Genomic DNA, 15,208 nt, shown 5'->3' with positions numbered 1-15,208 from the left:
GCCCCAGACCCCCCCCCCCCCCTCGGCGCCTCCGCGGGTTTGGTCACTTTGCTGTGGGGGCCCCCCCCCCCCCCCCACCACTGCGGCGGAGCCGCGTTGATGGCCGGACGGTAACCTGGGCGCCCGTGAGCATTCAGGGAGCTACCGCAGTCGGTATTGCCAACGTGACCACGGGCGGGGTCGTCCTCGACACCTGGTACCCGGAACCCGCGCTCGGCGAGGTCGCCGAGACCGGAACCGTCGTCCTGACGGGCGCCGACGTCCCGGCCGAGCTGGCCGCGCTGACCGGCGAGGACGCCGATCGCGGCGTCACCCGCGTCGCCGTCCGCACCCGGATCGCGGACCTGTCCGCGGCCCCCGTCGACGCCCACGACGCCTACCTCCGCCTGCACCTGATCTCGCACCGACTGGTCAAGCCGCACGGCCTGAACCTCGACGGCGTGTTCGGCCTGCTCGCGAACGTCGTGTGGACGAACTACGGGCCCTGCGCGGTCGAGGGCTTCGAGCTGGTCCGCGCCAAGCTGCGCGCCCGCGGCCCGGTCACCGTGTTCGGTGTCGACAAGTTCCCCCGCCTGGTGGACTACGTCGTGCCGTCCGGTGTCCGGATCGGCGACGCGGACCGGGTCCGCCTCGGCGCGCACCTGGCGCCCGGCACCACGGTCATGCACGAGGGCTTCGTCAACTTCAACGCGGGCACGCTCGGCAGCTCGATGGTCGAGGGCCGCATCTCCGGCGGCGTCGTCGTCGACGACGGCTCGGACGTCGGTGGCGGCGCCTCGATCATGGGCACCCTGTCCGGTGGCGGCAAGGAAGTCATCTCCGTCGGCAAGCGCTGCCTCCTCGGCGCCAACTCCGGTCTGGGCATCTCGCTCGGCGACGACTGCATCGTCGAGGCGGGCCTGTACGTCACGGCGGGCACCAAGGTCACCGGCCCGGACGGCACCGTCGTCAAGGCCAAGGAGCTGAGCGGTCGGTCGAACCTGCTGTTCCGCCGCAACTCCGTCACCGGCGGCGTCGAGGTGGTCGCGAAGTCGGGCACCGGCATCGAACTGAACGCCGCACTGCACGCCAACGACTGACTCCGACCGTTCGCCGGGCCCGGATCGAGCCGCCGCACGCTATCCGTGCGGCGGCTCGCCGGTGACGACGTGGTCGGCGTGGTTCATGCCCTCGCGGACGAGGCGCGCGAGGTGGCCGTCACGGATCCGGTAGATGACGCGGCGGCCCTCCTTGCGGGTGTCGACGAGTCCGGTGAAACGCAGTTTCGCCAGGTGCTGACTGACCGCGGTGCGGGACGCGCCGCAAGCCTCGGTCAGCGCGGTGACGTCGGCCTCCTCGGCGCTGAGGATCCACAGGATGTGCAGCCGGGTGGGATCGGAGAGCATGCGGAAGGTACTGGTCGCGGCGTCGAGATGCGGCCGGTCCGCGGTGGCGGCGTGCGTGAGGCTCGCGGCAGTCGTGCGCGTCGAATCGGGTTCCGCCTCGCCCGCCATCTTCCGTCACCTTCCGGCCGTCACCACCGCGATGCTCGCGGGTGCGACCGATGCCGGCCACATCCGTGATGCGATTGCCGCTGCGAGTGTAGCGAGGACCGTCAGGACCGTAGCCGCGACGAACTGACTCGTCACCGCCCCGACCCATCCGGCGATCGGGTAGGTGACCAGGAAACAGGCGTGCGAGAGGGAGAACTGCGCGGCGAACACCGACGTCCGGGTCTCGGTCGTCGACTCCGCCCGGAGCAACCGCGCCGCGGGGGTGTTGACCAGCGAGGTCGCCGCCCCGAGCGCCGTCCATGCCACAGCGAGCAGCGCCCAGCTCCCGGACGGCACGAGCGCGAGGACGGCCGCGGCGGCGAGGCCGACCGGTGCGAGGGCGGCGCCGGACAGCATCACGGCGCGGTCGGATGCCCGGGCCAGCAGTCGGGGCACGAGCAGCGCGACGACCATCGAGCCCGCACCGTAGCAGCCGAGCGCGACCGCGACGCCGGAGTCCGTGCCGCCGAGCAGGTCCCGCACGTAGACGACGGTGTTGACGATCACCAGTGCGGTGGCGGCCGCGACGACCACGTTCATCGCCAGCAGGCCGCGCAGTACCGGACTGCCGGTCATGACCCGCGCGCCGCGAGTGATGCGGTGCACCAACGGAATCGACCGGTCCGCGGGCACCTGACGCGGTAGCCGGGTCCGGACGACGAAGACGGCGGAGGCGACGAATCCGGCGACGGTACCGAGGAACAGCAGGTTGTAGGAGACGACGGTCAGCAGTGCGGCCGCGAGCACCGGACTGAGCAGCGATTCGAGGTCGTACGCCAGACGCGAGAGCGACAGGCCCCGCGTGTAGTCGCCTTCGTCCTCGAGAATCGACGGGATCACCGACTGGAACGTCGGTGTGAAGGTCGCCGACGCCGCCTGCAGCACGAAGATCAGCACGTAGATCTGCCAGACGTGACCGATCAGCGGCAACGCCAACGCGACCGACGCCCGGATCGCGTCGGCGGACACGAGCAGCACCTTCCGCGGCACCCGGTCGGTCACCGCGGTGATCACCGGGGCGACCGCGACGTACGCGACCATCTTGATCGCCAGTGCCGTGCCGAGCACCGCCCCGGCGTCGCGTCCCGCCAGGTCGTACGCGAGCAGTCCGAGGGCGACCGTCAGCAACCCGGTGCCGACGAGGGCCACGATCTGCGCCGCGAACAGGCGGCGGAATGCGGTGTTCCGCAGGATCTCGAGCACCCGGCAACCTCCTGACACGTCGGGTCGTCACGAGAAGCGTATCTCTTCATGTACGCATGTGCGCACATGTATTGGCATTGGGCAGAACGAACCCCTGGGAACCGAACAATCGTTCGGGTACCTTGGTGCGTGCAGCGGGAGCGTGATCGGGGCCACACCGGTCGTGGCCGCACGAAGGGAGTGCAGATGGCGACCTCGTCGTGGAAGAACAGCCTGTCCGCCAGGCAGATCTCCGGGATTCTCGAGGTGCTCGACCTGTGCGGCGACGCCGAGGACGGCCGGGAACTGAAACACGCCGTCGTGGACGCGGTGTCGTCCGTGTTCGAGGTTCCGGACGTCACGTTCTTCTTCGGCCCGACGTACGCGGAACTGTTCGCCGATCCGGCTCCGATCCTGACGGGCGCCACCGGGACCATGTTCCCCGAGTACCAGGACCGCTGGCAGGACAAGGACGTCTTCGCTCTCCCCGAGGCGCGCGGAACCCTGTCCCGGATCGGATTCGCCGACCTCGACCAGCTGACCACGCTGCCCGCCCCGCAGCGGTCGTACGTCGAGGACTACCTGTACACGTACGGGACGGGCACGGCGTCGGCCCTGCACCTGCGGTTCGCGAACGGCGAGGCGCTCGTCGGCATGTTCAACCGCGTCCACGCCTGGAATCCCAGCGATCGGCTGTGCCTGACGGTGCTGGCCCGGCAACTGCGCGCACGGACCCGCTTCGTCGCGCACGACGGTCCGGCGGCCGGGCCGGAAGGGCCGAGCGGGCCCGACGATCCACTGGCCGTACTGTCGCCGCGTCAGTTCGAGGTGGCCAGGCTCGTCTCCGAGGGCATGAGCAACCTCGAGATCGCGCGGTGCCTGTCGCTGTCCGAACTGACGATCAAGAAGTACGTCAGCCGGATCTTCGACGCCACCGGCCACCGCAACCGCGCCTCGCTGGCGGCGGCGGTGCACCGGAGGAACGCCGGGCTCACGCGGGGGTGAGAAGTCCCGCGCCCTGCGCACGGCCGTCGACCCCGACCCCGAGATCGCGCAGGATCGCGGCCGCGACGTCCCGGTCGTGGGCGCCGGCGCCGAGTCCGCACCCGACGAGGTCGGGTCGGCCCGCGCGCAGATAGACCAGCACTCCGGACCCGGCTGCGGTGATCGCCGCCAGCCCCGACGACAGCCGCGCCCCGCAGTCGCACCCGGTCGAGCGCAGCACCTCACCGGCGAGGCATTCGTGGTGGACGAGAACCGGCGCCGCATCGGCGGTCGGGGCGCCGGTCACCAACGCCAGGTGCTCCGCACCGTCGGCGGAGCGGTACGGGATCGCGGTGACAGTGCCGTACTCGGTCGGGATCCGCGCGCTCGCCCCGCGCTCGATCGGGGCGGTCGACCGGCGGTGACGCACGAGCTGCTCGATCGTCACGACGGGCAGGTCCTCGCGCGCCGCGAACGCGAACACGTCGGGTCCGCGGAGCAGATCCAGTTCGTCGTCGGTCGTGAGGTGGCACAGCAGCGCCGCGGGAGTCAGCCCGGCGAGCGTGCACAGGTCCACCGCGGCCTCGGCGTGCCCGGGCCGGGCCAGCACCCCACCGTCCGACGCCTGGAGCGGCGAGACGTGCCCCGGCCGCGTCAGGTCGGCGGCGGCGGTCTGCTCGGCCGCGAGCAGACGGATGGTCCGGGCCCGGTCCGCGGCGCTGATCCCGGTGGTGATGCCGGCGGCGGCGTCCACGCTCACCGTGAAAGCGGGCCTGCCCGGCTCCACCGGGTCGGCCACCATCCGCGGCAACCCGAGCGTGCGGGTGCGTTCCGCGGTGAGGGCGACACCGAAGTACCCGGACGTGTGCCGCAGGAACCAGGCGGCGTCGCCGGTGGTGACGAACCGGGCCGCCATCACCAGCACACCCTCGGTGTCACCGACGACCACGACCGCACGACCCGATCGCAGCCGGTCCACGCACCGCAGCACGGCGCGTTCGTCGCGGCCGGTCACGGCGCACCGACCGGACGCAACCGGTGGAACGTCGACGAGTAGAACAGCAGCGGCTCCGCCTCGGTGGCGGCACCGAGCTCCGCGATCCGGCCGACCACGAGGTCGTGGTCACCGACCGCCCGGACGTCGTCGACGACGCAGTCGATCCACGCGTGCGCACCGGCCAGTCGCGGTGAACCCGTTGCCGCCGAGTCCCATTCGACGCCGGCGAACTTGTCCGCGCCGCTGCGGGCGAAAGTCCGCCCGAGGTCGTGCTGATCGGCCGCGAGGATGTTCGCGCAGAAGTGCCCGTACGCCCGGACCTTCGGGAAGGTCGTCGAACCGTGGCCGACGAAGAACGCGACCAGCGCCGGCTCCATCGACACCGAGCTGAACGAGCCGACGGTGAGACCGATCGGCTCCCCGTCCTCGTCCCGCGCGGTGACGACCACGACGCCCGTGCAGAACTTGCCGAGCACGTCGCGGTACGCGTCCCGGATCTCGGTCGGCGCCATCAGCCGCGCCGGATCCACCGACGCGGTGGGGGTGGTGGTGATCTCCATTGGACTGCTCCTTCGCCCCGCGTGCCCGGGATCCCGCGGATCCCGGACACGCGACGGACTTCCATTCGGGGTTGCGGCGCTCAGTGGGCCGCGGCGAGAACCGTCGTGAGTTCGCCGAGCGCGGCACGGTAGATCGCCTCGATACCCTGCACGAGTTCGGGTTCCGCCTCCGGCGACGTCGCCGCGAACGTGGCGTTCCACTCGACCGCACACGTCGTCGGGGACGTCTCGACGACCGTCAGCGTCGAGCTGTAGTGAGCCAGCGCCAGCGGTCCGTCGACGTACTCGTACGTGTAGTGCCGCCCCGCGTCACTGTGCGCGGCGATGCGTTCACGGGCGGGCTGCCCGTCCGGGAACACGATGTGGCGCATCGTGCCGTCCATCCGGACCGATTCCACCGACGGGATCCACCGGTCGACCGCACCCGGATCACCGACGATCGCCCACACCTGCGACGCGCTGTCCGCGAACTCCTGCCGCACTCGTACCTCGGCCATCCGTCACACCCGCCCGAGCTCGGCTTCGTACTTCTTGGTCATGTGCTCCACGGCGTGCAGATGCGCCGCCGCGTGCCCCGCGCGGGCCTGACCGGCGCGTGCCGCCGCGTCGATGAGCGGCTGTGCCTGACCCTGGAAGTACGGCATGACGTCCTGCGCGAACAGTTCGAAGGAGCGCTGCGTCGCAACCGGATTCGCCCAGTCGTGGCCCTGGAGGAGCAGCGTGCCGAAGCCACCGGACTGGTCGACGAGACGCTGCACCTGACCGCGGGCCTCCTCCGCGGTACCGATCACGCCGATGCCCGCGGTGTTGATGAAGTCGATCATCTCGCGCTTGTTGTCGCCGAGCACCGCCATCTGCGGGAACGCCGCGACCTTCTGGAAGTAGTTGAACCAGTGCTCGATCCCGTGCTCGACGTCCTTGTACGCCTGCTCCTTCGTCTCCGCGATGTGGAACGGGCCGACCAGACGCCACTTCGAGCGGTCCACCTCCGCGCTGCGGCCCGACTGGGCGGCGAACTCCTCGACGATGCCCCAGTGGTGCTGCAACGCGTTGAAGCCGTCGGGGCTCAGGGTCGCGGCGATCGACAGCAGTCCGACGCCGTGCTTGCCGGCCAGCCGGGATCCGGTCGGCGAGGCGACCGCGGCGACGGCGACGTCGAACAGCGGTGACGAGTACGGCGCCATCTGGATCTGCGCGTCGACCAGCTCGTGCGTGCGGGTCTTGGCGGTGACCGACTCGCCGCGCAGCAGCCGCATGATGATGTCGGCGTTCTCCTCGAGCAGCTCGCGGGTGTCGATCTGCGACAGGCCGAGCATCGCAGCGTCGGTCGGCAGCGATCCGGGTCCGAGACCGAACATCACCCGGCCGTGCGTGAGGTGGTCGAGCATGATCATGCGCTCGGCCGCCCACAGCGGATTGTGGTAGGACACCGAGGTCACGCCGGTGCCGAGCTTGATCCGCTCGGTCCGCTCACCCGCGGCCGCGATCATGATCTCCGGGGATGCGTAGATCTCGGAGCCCGCCGAGTGGTGCTCCCCGAACCAGGCCTCGTCGTAGCCGAGTTCCTCCAGGCGCTGCACCAATTCCAGGTCGCGCTGCAGCAGAAGTGTGGGGTTCTGGCCGGGCGCGTGCAGGGGGGCCAGGAAGATCCCGAACTTCAACCGATCCATGGTCACTCCTTGTGATCCGGACGCCCTTCGTGATCCGGGCGACATCACGGAAGAAACTATGACCGGCGTCACAGATGCAACAGTCCTCGAAAGAGGACATTGTCGTCACCGGCCACCCGACCTGCGACGGAGCGGTACCCGCCCCGCCCCGCTGGACTGACCGGGCCGTCTGCGGCAGAGTCGGGACATGGGCGCCGACGAGGAGAACCTTCGGGCCATCGAGCCGGGGATCGTCACCGATCTCGCCGGCCGGATGACCTATGCCTCCTACCTCGACCTCGACACGCTGCTCGGTGCGCAGCATCCGGTCAGCACCCCCGAACACCACGACGAACTGCTGTTCATCATCGCCCACCAGACCAGCGAACTGTGGCTCAAGCTGACACTGCACGAGCTCGAGGCCGCGAAAACTGCTCTGGCACAAGACGACATCGCCATCGCACTCAAGTGCATCGCCCGTGTCAAGCACATCCAGAAGTCGCTGACCGAGCAGTGGTCGGTGCTCGCGACACTGACCCCGACCGAGTACTCGCAGTTCCGCGGTTTCCTCGGAAGTGCCTCCGGATTCCAGTCGCACCAGTACCGGGCGGTGGAGTTCATCCTCGGAAACAAGAACGCCGGGATGCTGACGGTGTTCGAATCCGCCCCCGAGGCGCACGCCCTGCTGTCCCGACTGCTGGCCGAGCCGAGCCTCTACGACGAGTTCTGGCGGCACCTGCACCGCAGCGGGCTCGCCGTACCCGCCTCCGCCCTGAACCGGGACGTGCGCGCGGCGTACACACTGAACCGGGACCTGCTGCCCCTGGTCAAGCACGTCTACGAGCACGCACACGAGAACTGGGCGGCGTACGAGTCGTTCGAGGAACTGGTCGACCTCGAGGAGAACTTCCAGCTCTGGCGATTCCGGCACATGCGGACCGTGCTGCGCACCATCGGCACGAAGCCCGGCACCGGCGGATCGAGCGGTGTCGGGTTCCTGCAGCGGGCGCTCGACCTGACCTTCTTTCCCGAACTGTTCGCCGTCCGAACCGAAGTCGGGCGCTGACGTGGGGGCGGGTGGCGACCTCGTCACGGTCGCGGCGCGCGAGGCCTGGATCGGGAGGTGGGCCGGGCCGACCCGGTTCTCGCTGCGAGGCGGGCGGCTGGTGTCACCGGCGTCGGATCACCCCCGCGACCCGGCGCCCGACCTCGAACTGGCCGGGACCGTCTTCCCCGGATTCCGCGACGCCCACGTCCACCTCCAACTCGTCGACGCTGCAGCACTTTTCGCGGGCGGCCTGGAGGAGGTGTACGACCTGGGCGCAGCCCCCGACGTGACGGCAACCTGGCTCTCCCCCGCGGACCGAGCGACAGCCGGGCGACCCCGGATCCGGTTCGCCGGACAGTTCCTGACCGCGCCCGGCGGATACCCGAGCGATCGTCCCTGGGCCCCTGCGGGCTCCGTCCGGCCCGTCATCGGACCCGAGGACGCCGCCACCGCGGTCACCGAACAGGTCTGCGCAGGAGCAGATTTCGTCAAGATCACCCTCAACTCGGACGCGGGGCCCGTGCTCGACGACGGCACCCTCCGTGCGCTGGTGACGGCCGCGCACCGACTCAGCCGCGGCGTCGTCGCCCACGTCGAGGGTGACGGCCAGGCCGCGCGGGCGCTCGCCGCGGGCGTCGACGTCCTCGCGCACACACCGTGGACCGAACGCCTGGGCGACACCCTCGTTCGCGCCGCGGCCGCGTCGATGCGGTGGATCGGCACCCTCGACATCCACCGCGGCCCGGACCGGGAGACCGCGGTCGACAATCTGCGCCGGTTCCACGCGGCGGGCGGTCGCGTCCGCTACGGCACCGACCTCGGCAACGGGGACCTGCCGCTCGGGATCAACGCCGACGAGATCCGCGGGTTGTTCGGCGCCGGACTCGACCGGGACACGGTGGTGGCGGCCATGATCGACGGCGAGGCCGGTCGCCGCTTCGCCGCGGGCGCGGACCGCGTCTGCGTCGTCCCCGGATCCCCGCCGTCCGACGACGCCGAGTTCGCGAGCTGGCTGACCGGGGCGAAGGTGGTCGCGGCGGTGGACCTGGAGGAGGACCTGCGGTGAGCACCGACGCTCTCGACACCGACGCGCGCGCCCGCGACGACGCCGATCCCCTGCGCGGGTACCGGGCCCTGTTCCACGGCGTGGACGACACCGACGTTGTCTCCTACCTGGACGGGAACTCGCTCGGACGGCCGACGATCGCGGCGGCCGAGGCGATCACGGTGGCGGTGGCGCAGTGGTCGGGCCGGTTGATCCGCGGATGGGACGAGCAGTGGTTCGACCTGCCCCTGACGATCGGCGACCGGCTCGGCGCGGTGGCCCTCGGTGCGGCACCCGGACAGACGACGATCGGCGACTCCACGACCGTCCTGCTGTACAAACTGGCCCGCGGTGCGCTGGCCATGCGGCCCGACCGCACCGAGATCGTCCTCGACACCGACAACTTCCCCACCGACCGGTACGTCCTCGAGGGCATCGCCGCCGAGCTCGGCCTCGAATTGCGGTGGATCCGGGTGGATCCGGCCTCCGGGGTGGACCCGGACGCGGCGCGGGAGGCCGTGACCGAACGCACCGCCCTGGTGGTGCTCAGCCACGTCGCGTACCGGTCGGGGTACCTCGCCGACGCCGAGGCGATCACCCGCGCCGCCCACGAGGTCGGCGCCCTGGTGCTGTGGGACCTGTGCCACTCGGTCGGCAGCGTCCCCGTCGAACTCGACCGCTGGCGAGTCGATTTCGCCGTCGGCTGCACCTACAAGTACCTGTGCGGCGGACCCGGCTCACCCGCGTTCGCCTACGTCCGCGCCGACCACCTCGGCGAGTTCGTGCAACCGGTGTGGGGATGGATGGGCCGCCGGGACCCGTTCGAGATGGGCCCGGGTTACGTCCCCGCCGAAGGGATTCGGAGGGTCGTCAGTGGCACGCCCGCCGTACTCGGGATGATCGCGATGCAGTCGACGGTCGACCTGATCGACCAGGCCGGCATCGAGGCGGTCCGCACGAAGTCGGTGCGGTTGACCGAGTACGTGATCGAACTGACCGGGGCACTGCTGCCGCGGGTGCGGATCGCCTCACCCCTGGACCCGGAGCGCCGCGGCGGCCACGTCACGCTGGACCATCCCCGATTCCGGGAGATACTGCCGCGCTTGTGGTCTCGCGGCGTGATTCCCGACTTCCGGGCGCCGCAGGGACTGCGACTCGGCCCCAGCCCGCTGAGCACGTGCTTCGCCGAGGTGCTCACCGGAATCCGCGCGATCGCGGGCGAGCTGGGACACCTCGGGCCCTGACGTGCCACCCACGGCCGAGCGCGCAACGGGATGCAAGCGTCCGATCCGTCTGGTGGAAGGCGGCGTGGATTTGCCCGCCGACGATCATTCATCATGGCTCTGTGTGACACCACAACGGTGTGTACATCCCCAGGAGGTTCCATGAAGTCCGTTCGCATCACCGCCCCTGGCACCAACAGCTGGGTCGAGGTGGACAAGCCGACGCCCGGAGCGCGCGACGTGCTGGTGAAGATCAAGGCATGCGGGATCTGCGGGTCCGACGCGCTGTACACGAAGAACGGTGGGATGGGTCTGAGCGAAGGGGCCCAGCCCCTCGGCCACGAGCCCGCCGGCGAGGTCGTCGAGCTGGGCTCCGAGATCGCGGCGCTCGGCGCGGACGTCAGCGGCATCGAGGTCGGCGACCACGTGGTGGTCGACACCATGGTCTTCACGGACGGACTGCTCGGTTCCGGCGGCGCCCAGGGCGCGCTGTCGGAGTACGTGCTGGTGAAGGACTTCCAGCCGAATCATCAGCTCAAGTCGATCCCGAAGCACATCCCGTGGGAGGTCGCCGCGCTGAACGAGCCGATGGCCGTGGCCGCTCACGCGGTCAACCGCACCGAGCCGAAAGCCGGTGACAAGGTCGTGGTCTTCGGTGCCGGTCCGATCGGACTCGGCGCGGTCCTCGGCTACCGGCGCCGCGGAGCGAGCCACGTCGTGGTCGTCGACATCGTGCCGTCGCGGCTCGAGAAGGCCCTGCGCGTGGGCGCGGACGCGGTGATCAACTCCGCCGAGGAGGACCTCGTCGCGCGGCTGCAGGAGCTGCACGGTGACGGCGCGAGCGCCTGGGTGCGCGGAGAGCGGGTCGGCACGGACGTGTTCCTCGACGCCGCGGGCGCCCCCTCGGTACCGCAGACCGCCGCGAGCATCGCCAAGCACGGTGCCACCCTCGGCATCGTCGCGGTCCACAAGAAGCCGGTCGAGCTCGACTTCGGTGGCATCCTCACCTCCGAGCTGACCCTGGTGTGGGCGATGGGCTATCCGACGGAGATCTTCGAGGTCACCGAGGACATCGTCGAGAACTGGGAGAAGTACGCGGTCATCGTCAGCGACGTGCTGCCGTACGACAAGGCGCTGGAGGCACTCGAGCTGGCGCAGAACCCCGGCGTCGCCGACAAGGTCGTCGTCACGTTCGACTGAGCACCGACGGATCAGCGCCGGCTCGCCAGCACCGCGAAAACCGCAGTGGCGGAGAGGAAGAACAGCGCCCCCACCCACGCGGCGAGGAACACCGCGGCGAGCATCCCGGTCACCGCGAACAGGGAGACCTGGACGGCGAGCCGGCGCGGATTCGGCAGCCGGCGCGCCGACGTCGGCGCCATCCACACCGCCCACACCGCGGCGGCCGCGGTCGGCAGAGCGATCGCGGCGAGGACCCGGACCGGGGTCGACTCGCCGACCGTGGCGCCCGCCAGGGCGAGGACGGTCAGCATCGTCAGCTCCAGCAGGAAGGCCAGGGCGTCGAGTGGGCCGGTCGTGACGCGCGGGTCCCGCCGCGCGGCGTGGGTCATTCGGCGACCTTGATCAGCAGCTTGCCGAAATTCTGGCCGTTCAACAGTCCGATGAAGGCGCTCGGCGCGTACTCCAGTCCGTCGACGACGTCCTCGCGGTACTTGACCCGGCCCTCCCGCACCCACCCGGACATGTCGGCGAGGAAGTGCACGTAGTGGTCCTTGACGAACTCCGACTGGATGAACCCGCGCAGTGTCAGGCTCTTGGTCAGGATCCGGCTCAGCAACGCCGGCGTGCGGTCCGGCCCCTCCGCCGGGGCGGTCGCGTTGTAGTAGGCGACCAGGCCGCACACCGGCACGCGGGCGTAGGTGTTGAGCAGCGGGAGCACCGCGTCCCACACCTTGCCGCCGACGTTCTCGAAGTAGACGTCGACACCGGCCGGGCAGGCGGCGGCGAGCCGTTCTTCGAAGTCGGGGGCGTGGTGGTCGAGGGCGGCGTCGAATCCGAGTTCCGCCAGGTGTGCGCACTTCTCGGGACCGCCGGCGATGCCGACGGCACGGGCCCCCTTGATCTTCGCGATCTGCCCGACCGCGGAGCCGACGGGCCCGGTGGCCGCCGCCACGACGACCGTCTCGCCGTGCTTGGGTCGCCCGATCTGCAGCAGACCCGCGTACGCGGTGAATCCCGGCATCCCGAGGACGCCGAGCGCGGTCTGCACCGGCGCCGCCTTCGGGTCCAGGCGGCGCACGTGCCGGGCGTCGGCGACCGAGTGCGTCTGCCAGCCGGAGAACGACAGCACCACGTCGCCGGCCGCGAAGCCCTGCGCCTTGGACTCGAGTACCCGGCACACGGTGCCGCCGACCATCACCGCACCGACCTCGACCGGATCCGCGTACGACTCGGCCGCGCTCATCCGGCCCCGCATGTACGGGTCGAGTGACAGGTACAGGGTCTCGAGCAGCAGATCGCCCTCCTTCGGCACCGGCAGCGGTGCCGTCTCGATCCGGAAGTCGGACGCCGTCGGCTCGCCGACGGGCCGGGAGGCGAGCACGACGCGCATGTTCTCGGCAGGCAGGCTCATGTCTGTCGAGGCTAGTCCGGACGGCACATCACCCGCAGGCGACTCGCTCAGCCCAGCAACTTCTTCTGTACCTTGCCCATCGCGTTGCGCGGCAACGAGTCCACGACGCGGACCTCGCGCGGACGCTTGTGCACCGACAGTTCCCCCGCGACGTGCGCGATCAGCGCGTCCGGGTCGACGCCGTCCCCGACGACGAACGCCACGATCCGCTGTCCGAGATCGTCGTCGGGCAGTCCGACGACGGCGACCTCCTTGACGCTCGGATGCCCGAGGAGACTGGTTTCGACCTCGCCCGCGCCGATCCGGTAGCCGCCCGACTTGATCAGGTCCGTCGACGCCCGGCCCACGATCCGGTGGAAGCCGCCCTCGTCGATCGCGGCGACGTCGCCGGTCACGAACCAGCCGTCCTCCGTCCACGATTCGGCGGTCGCGTCGGGCCGGTTCAGGTAGCCGTCGAACAGCATCGGGCCGCGCACCTGCAGGCCGCCGATCGACTCGCCGTCGTGCGGGACGATCGTGCCGTCCTCCGCGACGAGGCGGGTCTGCACGCCCTCGACGGGCTGTCCCACCCACCCGGGACGCCGTTCACCGTCGGCGCGGGTGCTGAGCGTGATCATCGTCTCGCTCATCCCGTACCGCTCGATCGGTGTGAGACCGGTCAGCGCGGCGAGCCTGCCGAACACCGGCACCGGCAGCGGTGCGCTGCCGGAGACCAGCAGCCGGGCCCCGGACAGCGCCCGCGCGGACTCCTCGTCCTCGACGACCCGGGACCAGACGGTGGGGACGCCGAAGTACAGGGTGCCGCCGGCCTCGGCGTAGGCGGCCGGGGTCGGCTTGCCGGTGTGGACGAGACGGCTGCCGACCCGCAGCGGTCCGAGCAGGCCGAGGATCAGGCCGTGCACGTGGAACAGCGGCAGCCCGTGAACCAGGGTGTCGTTCTCCGTCCACTGCCATGCGTCGGCGAGCGCGTCGAGACCGGCCGCGACGGCGCCGCGCGACAGCAGCACGCCCTTGGGGGCGCCCGTGGTGCCGGAGGTGTAGAGCACGAACGCGATCGACCCGGGATGCGGCTCCGGATGCCCGTGCCAGTCCCGGGCGTGCAGACGCACCGGCACCACCGGCAGGCTGCTCCCCTCGGGGGCCTTGCCCAGCCAGGCCTGCGCACCCGAGTCCGACAGGATGTGCGCGAGCTCGGCGGGCCCGGAGTCCGGCGGCACCGGCACGACCGTGACCCCGGCGAACAGGCACGCGACGATCGCGATGACCGTGTTGGCGGTCGGTTCGGCGAGCACCGCGACCCGTTCGGCGCCGGCGATGCGCCGGGCCAGCGCGCCGGCACCGCCGACGATGTCGCTGCGGGACAACGAGTGCCCGTCGATCCGCACGGCGTCGGGCAGGTCGTCGCCCCGGGCGACGGCGAGGGGGTTCAGTGAACGCAGCAGCACGGGTGCCAGACTCTCACACCGCGGTCACCGCCTGCTCACGAGCTGACGCATGAAGAACGTGAGGTTCGCCGGGCGTTCGGCGAGGCGGCGCATGAAGTATCCGTACCACTGCGACCCGTAGGGCACGTACACCCGCATCCGGGCACCCGCGTCCGCCAGCCGCTGCTGCTCGACGTCGCGGATCCCGTACAGCATCTGGTGTTCGAATTCGTCGGGGCCGCGGCCCACCCGACGGGCGCCCGCCCCCGCGGCGTCGATCATCGCGGGGTCGTGGGAGGCGACCATCGGGTAGCCGTCGCCCTCCATGAGGATCCTCAGGCACCGCAGGTACGACGCGTCCACCTCCGCGGGCGACTGGTACGCCACGGACTCCGGCTCCCGGTAAGCGCCCTTGCACAGGCGGATTCGCGATCCCGATCCGGAGAGGTCACGGCAGTCCGCCTCGGTGCGCCGCAGGTACGCCTGCAGCACCGCACCCAGCCACGGGAAGTCGGCGCGCAGTGCGGCGACGATCGCGAGGGTCGAGTCGGTGGTGCGGTGGTCCTCGGCGTCGATCGTCACCCACACCCCGGCGTCCTGGGCCACCGCGCACAGTTCACGAGCGTGGTCGAGGGCGATCTTCTCCCCGTCCTCCGGCAGCGCCTGACCGAGCGCGGACAACTTCACCGACACCTCCAGCGGCCGCGGACCCGAGCCGCGTGCCGGGGCCAGATCGCCGAGTTCGGCCAGCAGGGAACGATATTCGGCCACCGTCGCGCGCGCCTGGGCGAGGTCGGTGGTGTCCTCCCCCAGGTGGTCGATGCTCACCATCCGCCCCGAGTCGAGCAGCTCCCTCGCCGCCGCGAGGGCGTCGCCACGCTGCTCGCCCGCGACGAACCGGGTGACCAGCGCACGGGTACCGGGGGCGTGCGTGATCGCGGACTTCATCCGCGGCGACCGGGCCGCGGCCA

16 protein-coding genes are annotated in these 15,208 nt (G+C 70.9%); 6 read left to right on the top strand and 10 right to left on the bottom strand.

Going from position 1 to position 15,208, the window contains the following annotated elements:
* Positions 1-125: 125 nt before the first annotated feature.
* Positions 126-1,079, top strand: a complete 954-nt coding sequence (dapD, locus tag ACFYVR_RS09615) for a 2,3,4,5-tetrahydropyridine-2,6-dicarboxylate N-succinyltransferase (protein WP_387472131.1) — start codon at positions 126-128, stop codon at positions 1,077-1,079.
* A 39-nt stretch (positions 1,080-1,118) separates the two neighbouring features.
* On the opposite strand, the gene ACFYVR_RS09610 is transcribed toward dapD, so the two are convergent.
* Together ACFYVR_RS09610 and ACFYVR_RS09605 are read right to left on the bottom strand one after the other, a co-directional pair.
* On the bottom strand, positions 1,119-1,493 hold the full coding sequence (locus tag ACFYVR_RS09610) for an ArsR/SmtB family transcription factor (RefSeq protein ID WP_387472129.1): 375 nt from the start codon (positions 1,491-1,493) through the stop codon (positions 1,119-1,121).
* A 6-nt stretch (positions 1,494-1,499) separates the two neighbouring features.
* On the bottom strand, positions 1,500-2,735 hold the full coding sequence (locus tag ACFYVR_RS09605) for an MFS transporter (protein ID WP_387472126.1): 1,236 nt from the start codon (positions 2,733-2,735) through the stop codon (positions 1,500-1,502).
* 186 nt (positions 2,736-2,921) lie between these two features.
* Here ACFYVR_RS09605 and ACFYVR_RS09600 point away from each other — a divergent pair, with 186 nt between their 5' ends.
* A complete protein-coding gene (locus ACFYVR_RS09600; RefSeq protein ID WP_387472124.1) occupies positions 2,922-3,719 on the top strand; it encodes a response regulator transcription factor in 798 nt (265 codons plus the stop codon).
* Here ACFYVR_RS09600 and ACFYVR_RS09595 read toward each other — a convergent pair.
* The 4 genes from ACFYVR_RS09595 to ACFYVR_RS09580 all read right to left on the bottom strand — a co-directional run bounded on the left by ACFYVR_RS09595 (position 3,706) and on the right by ACFYVR_RS09580 (position 6,925).
* Positions 3,706-4,713, bottom strand: a complete 1,008-nt coding sequence (locus ACFYVR_RS09595) for a 3,4-dihydroxy-2-butanone-4-phosphate synthase (RefSeq protein ID WP_387472122.1) — start codon at positions 4,711-4,713, stop codon at positions 3,706-3,708. The genes ACFYVR_RS09600 and ACFYVR_RS09595 overlap by 14 nt on opposite strands.
* Positions 4,710-5,255: a flavin reductase family protein gene (locus ACFYVR_RS09590; RefSeq protein WP_387472120.1), complete on the bottom strand. Its 546-nt coding sequence runs from the start codon at positions 5,253-5,255 to the stop codon at positions 4,710-4,712. The genes ACFYVR_RS09595 and ACFYVR_RS09590 overlap by 4 nt, the downstream gene beginning before the upstream one ends.
* Before the next feature lie 80 nt (positions 5,256-5,335).
* On the bottom strand, positions 5,336-5,752 hold the full coding sequence (locus ACFYVR_RS09585; RefSeq protein WP_387472118.1) for an SRPBCC family protein: 417 nt from the start codon (positions 5,750-5,752) through the stop codon (positions 5,336-5,338).
* Positions 5,753-5,755: 3 nt separating this feature from the next.
* The gene (locus tag ACFYVR_RS09580; protein WP_387472116.1) at positions 5,756-6,925 is read right to left on the bottom strand and encodes an LLM class flavin-dependent oxidoreductase; all 1,170 of its coding nucleotides are present in this window, start codon (positions 6,923-6,925) and stop codon (positions 5,756-5,758) included.
* 187 nt (positions 6,926-7,112) lie between these two features.
* Here ACFYVR_RS09580 and ACFYVR_RS09575 point away from each other — a divergent pair, with 187 nt between their 5' ends.
* From ACFYVR_RS09575 to ACFYVR_RS09560, 4 genes are all read left to right on the top strand, one after another.
* Entirely contained in the window at positions 7,113-7,970 is an 858-nt protein-coding gene (locus tag ACFYVR_RS09575) for a tryptophan 2,3-dioxygenase (RefSeq protein ID WP_387472114.1), read from the top strand.
* A 1-nt stretch (position 7,971) separates the two neighbouring features.
* A complete protein-coding gene (locus ACFYVR_RS09570; RefSeq protein WP_387472112.1) occupies positions 7,972-9,018 on the top strand; it encodes a hypothetical protein in 1,047 nt (348 codons plus the stop codon).
* Positions 9,015-10,241, top strand: a complete 1,227-nt coding sequence (gene kynU / locus ACFYVR_RS09565) for a kynureninase (RefSeq protein WP_387472109.1) — start codon at positions 9,015-9,017, stop codon at positions 10,239-10,241. Before ACFYVR_RS09570 ends, kynU begins: the two co-directional genes overlap by 4 nt.
* Positions 10,242-10,382: 141 nt before the next feature.
* Positions 10,383-11,420, top strand: coding sequence for a zinc-binding dehydrogenase (locus ACFYVR_RS09560; RefSeq protein WP_387472106.1), 1,038 nt, complete (start codon positions 10,383-10,385; stop codon positions 11,418-11,420).
* Between the two features lie 11 nt (positions 11,421-11,431).
* Here the strand turns inward: ACFYVR_RS09560 and ACFYVR_RS09555 are convergent, their stop codons facing one another.
* The 4 genes from ACFYVR_RS09555 to ACFYVR_RS09540 are packed head-to-tail and all read right to left on the bottom strand — an operon-like array spanning position 11,432 to position 15,185.
* A complete protein-coding gene (locus ACFYVR_RS09555) occupies positions 11,432-11,791 on the bottom strand; it encodes a DUF2568 domain-containing protein (RefSeq protein ID WP_387472104.1) in 360 nt (119 codons plus the stop codon).
* The gene (locus ACFYVR_RS09550; RefSeq protein WP_387472101.1) at positions 11,788-12,813 is read right to left on the bottom strand and encodes an NADP-dependent oxidoreductase; all 1,026 of its coding nucleotides are present in this window, start codon (positions 12,811-12,813) and stop codon (positions 11,788-11,790) included. Before ACFYVR_RS09550 ends, ACFYVR_RS09555 begins: the two co-directional genes overlap by 4 nt.
* A gap of 47 nt (positions 12,814-12,860) precedes the next feature.
* Positions 12,861-14,258 (bottom strand): acyl-CoA synthetase, encoded by a 1,398-nt coding sequence (locus tag ACFYVR_RS09545; protein WP_387472099.1) that lies wholly within the window; start codon positions 14,256-14,258, stop codon positions 12,861-12,863.
* A gap of 24 nt (positions 14,259-14,282) precedes the next feature.
* A complete protein-coding gene (locus tag ACFYVR_RS09540; RefSeq protein ID WP_387472677.1) occupies positions 14,283-15,185 on the bottom strand; it encodes a proline dehydrogenase family protein in 903 nt (300 codons plus the stop codon).
* Between the last annotated feature and the right edge of the window lie 23 nt (positions 15,186-15,208).

Source organism: Rhodococcus sp. NPDC003318, from assembly GCF_042879035.1.
Taxonomy (GTDB): domain Bacteria; phylum Actinomycetota; class Actinomycetes; order Mycobacteriales; family Mycobacteriaceae; genus Rhodococcus_G.
This window is presented reverse-complemented; position numbering and strand designations above follow the sequence as displayed.

What these genes read in the sequence shown, in the direction of transcription:
- ACFYVR_RS09585 (WP_387472118.1), bottom strand. Translation starts at nt 5,752, where the DNA reads ATGGCCGAGGTACGAGTGCGGCAGGAGTTCGCGGACAGCGCGTCGCAG.
- ACFYVR_RS09540 (WP_387472677.1), bottom strand. Translation starts at nt 15,185, where the DNA reads ATGAAGTCCGCGATCACGCACGCCCCCGGTACCCGTGCGCTGGTCACC.
- ACFYVR_RS09575 (WP_387472114.1), top strand. Translation starts at nt 7,113, where the DNA reads ATGGGCGCCGACGAGGAGAACCTTCGGGCCATCGAGCCGGGGATCGTC.
- ACFYVR_RS09580 (WP_387472116.1), bottom strand. Translation starts at nt 6,925, where the DNA reads ATGGATCGGTTGAAGTTCGGGATCTTCCTGGCCCCCCTGCACGCGCCC.
- ACFYVR_RS09610 (WP_387472129.1), bottom strand. Translation starts at nt 1,493, where the DNA reads ATGGCGGGCGAGGCGGAACCCGATTCGACGCGCACGACTGCCGCGAGC.
- ACFYVR_RS09560 (WP_387472106.1), top strand. Translation starts at nt 10,383, where the DNA reads ATGAAGTCCGTTCGCATCACCGCCCCTGGCACCAACAGCTGGGTCGAG.
- ACFYVR_RS09600 (WP_387472124.1), top strand. Translation starts at nt 2,922, where the DNA reads ATGGCGACCTCGTCGTGGAAGAACAGCCTGTCCGCCAGGCAGATCTCC.
- ACFYVR_RS09555 (WP_387472104.1), bottom strand. Translation starts at nt 11,791, where the DNA reads ATGACCCACGCCGCGCGGCGGGACCCGCGCGTCACGACCGGCCCACTC.
- ACFYVR_RS09590 (WP_387472120.1), bottom strand. Translation starts at nt 5,255, where the DNA reads ATGGAGATCACCACCACCCCCACCGCGTCGGTGGATCCGGCGCGGCTG.
- ACFYVR_RS09550 (WP_387472101.1), bottom strand. Translation starts at nt 12,813, where the DNA reads ATGAGCCTGCCTGCCGAGAACATGCGCGTCGTGCTCGCCTCCCGGCCC.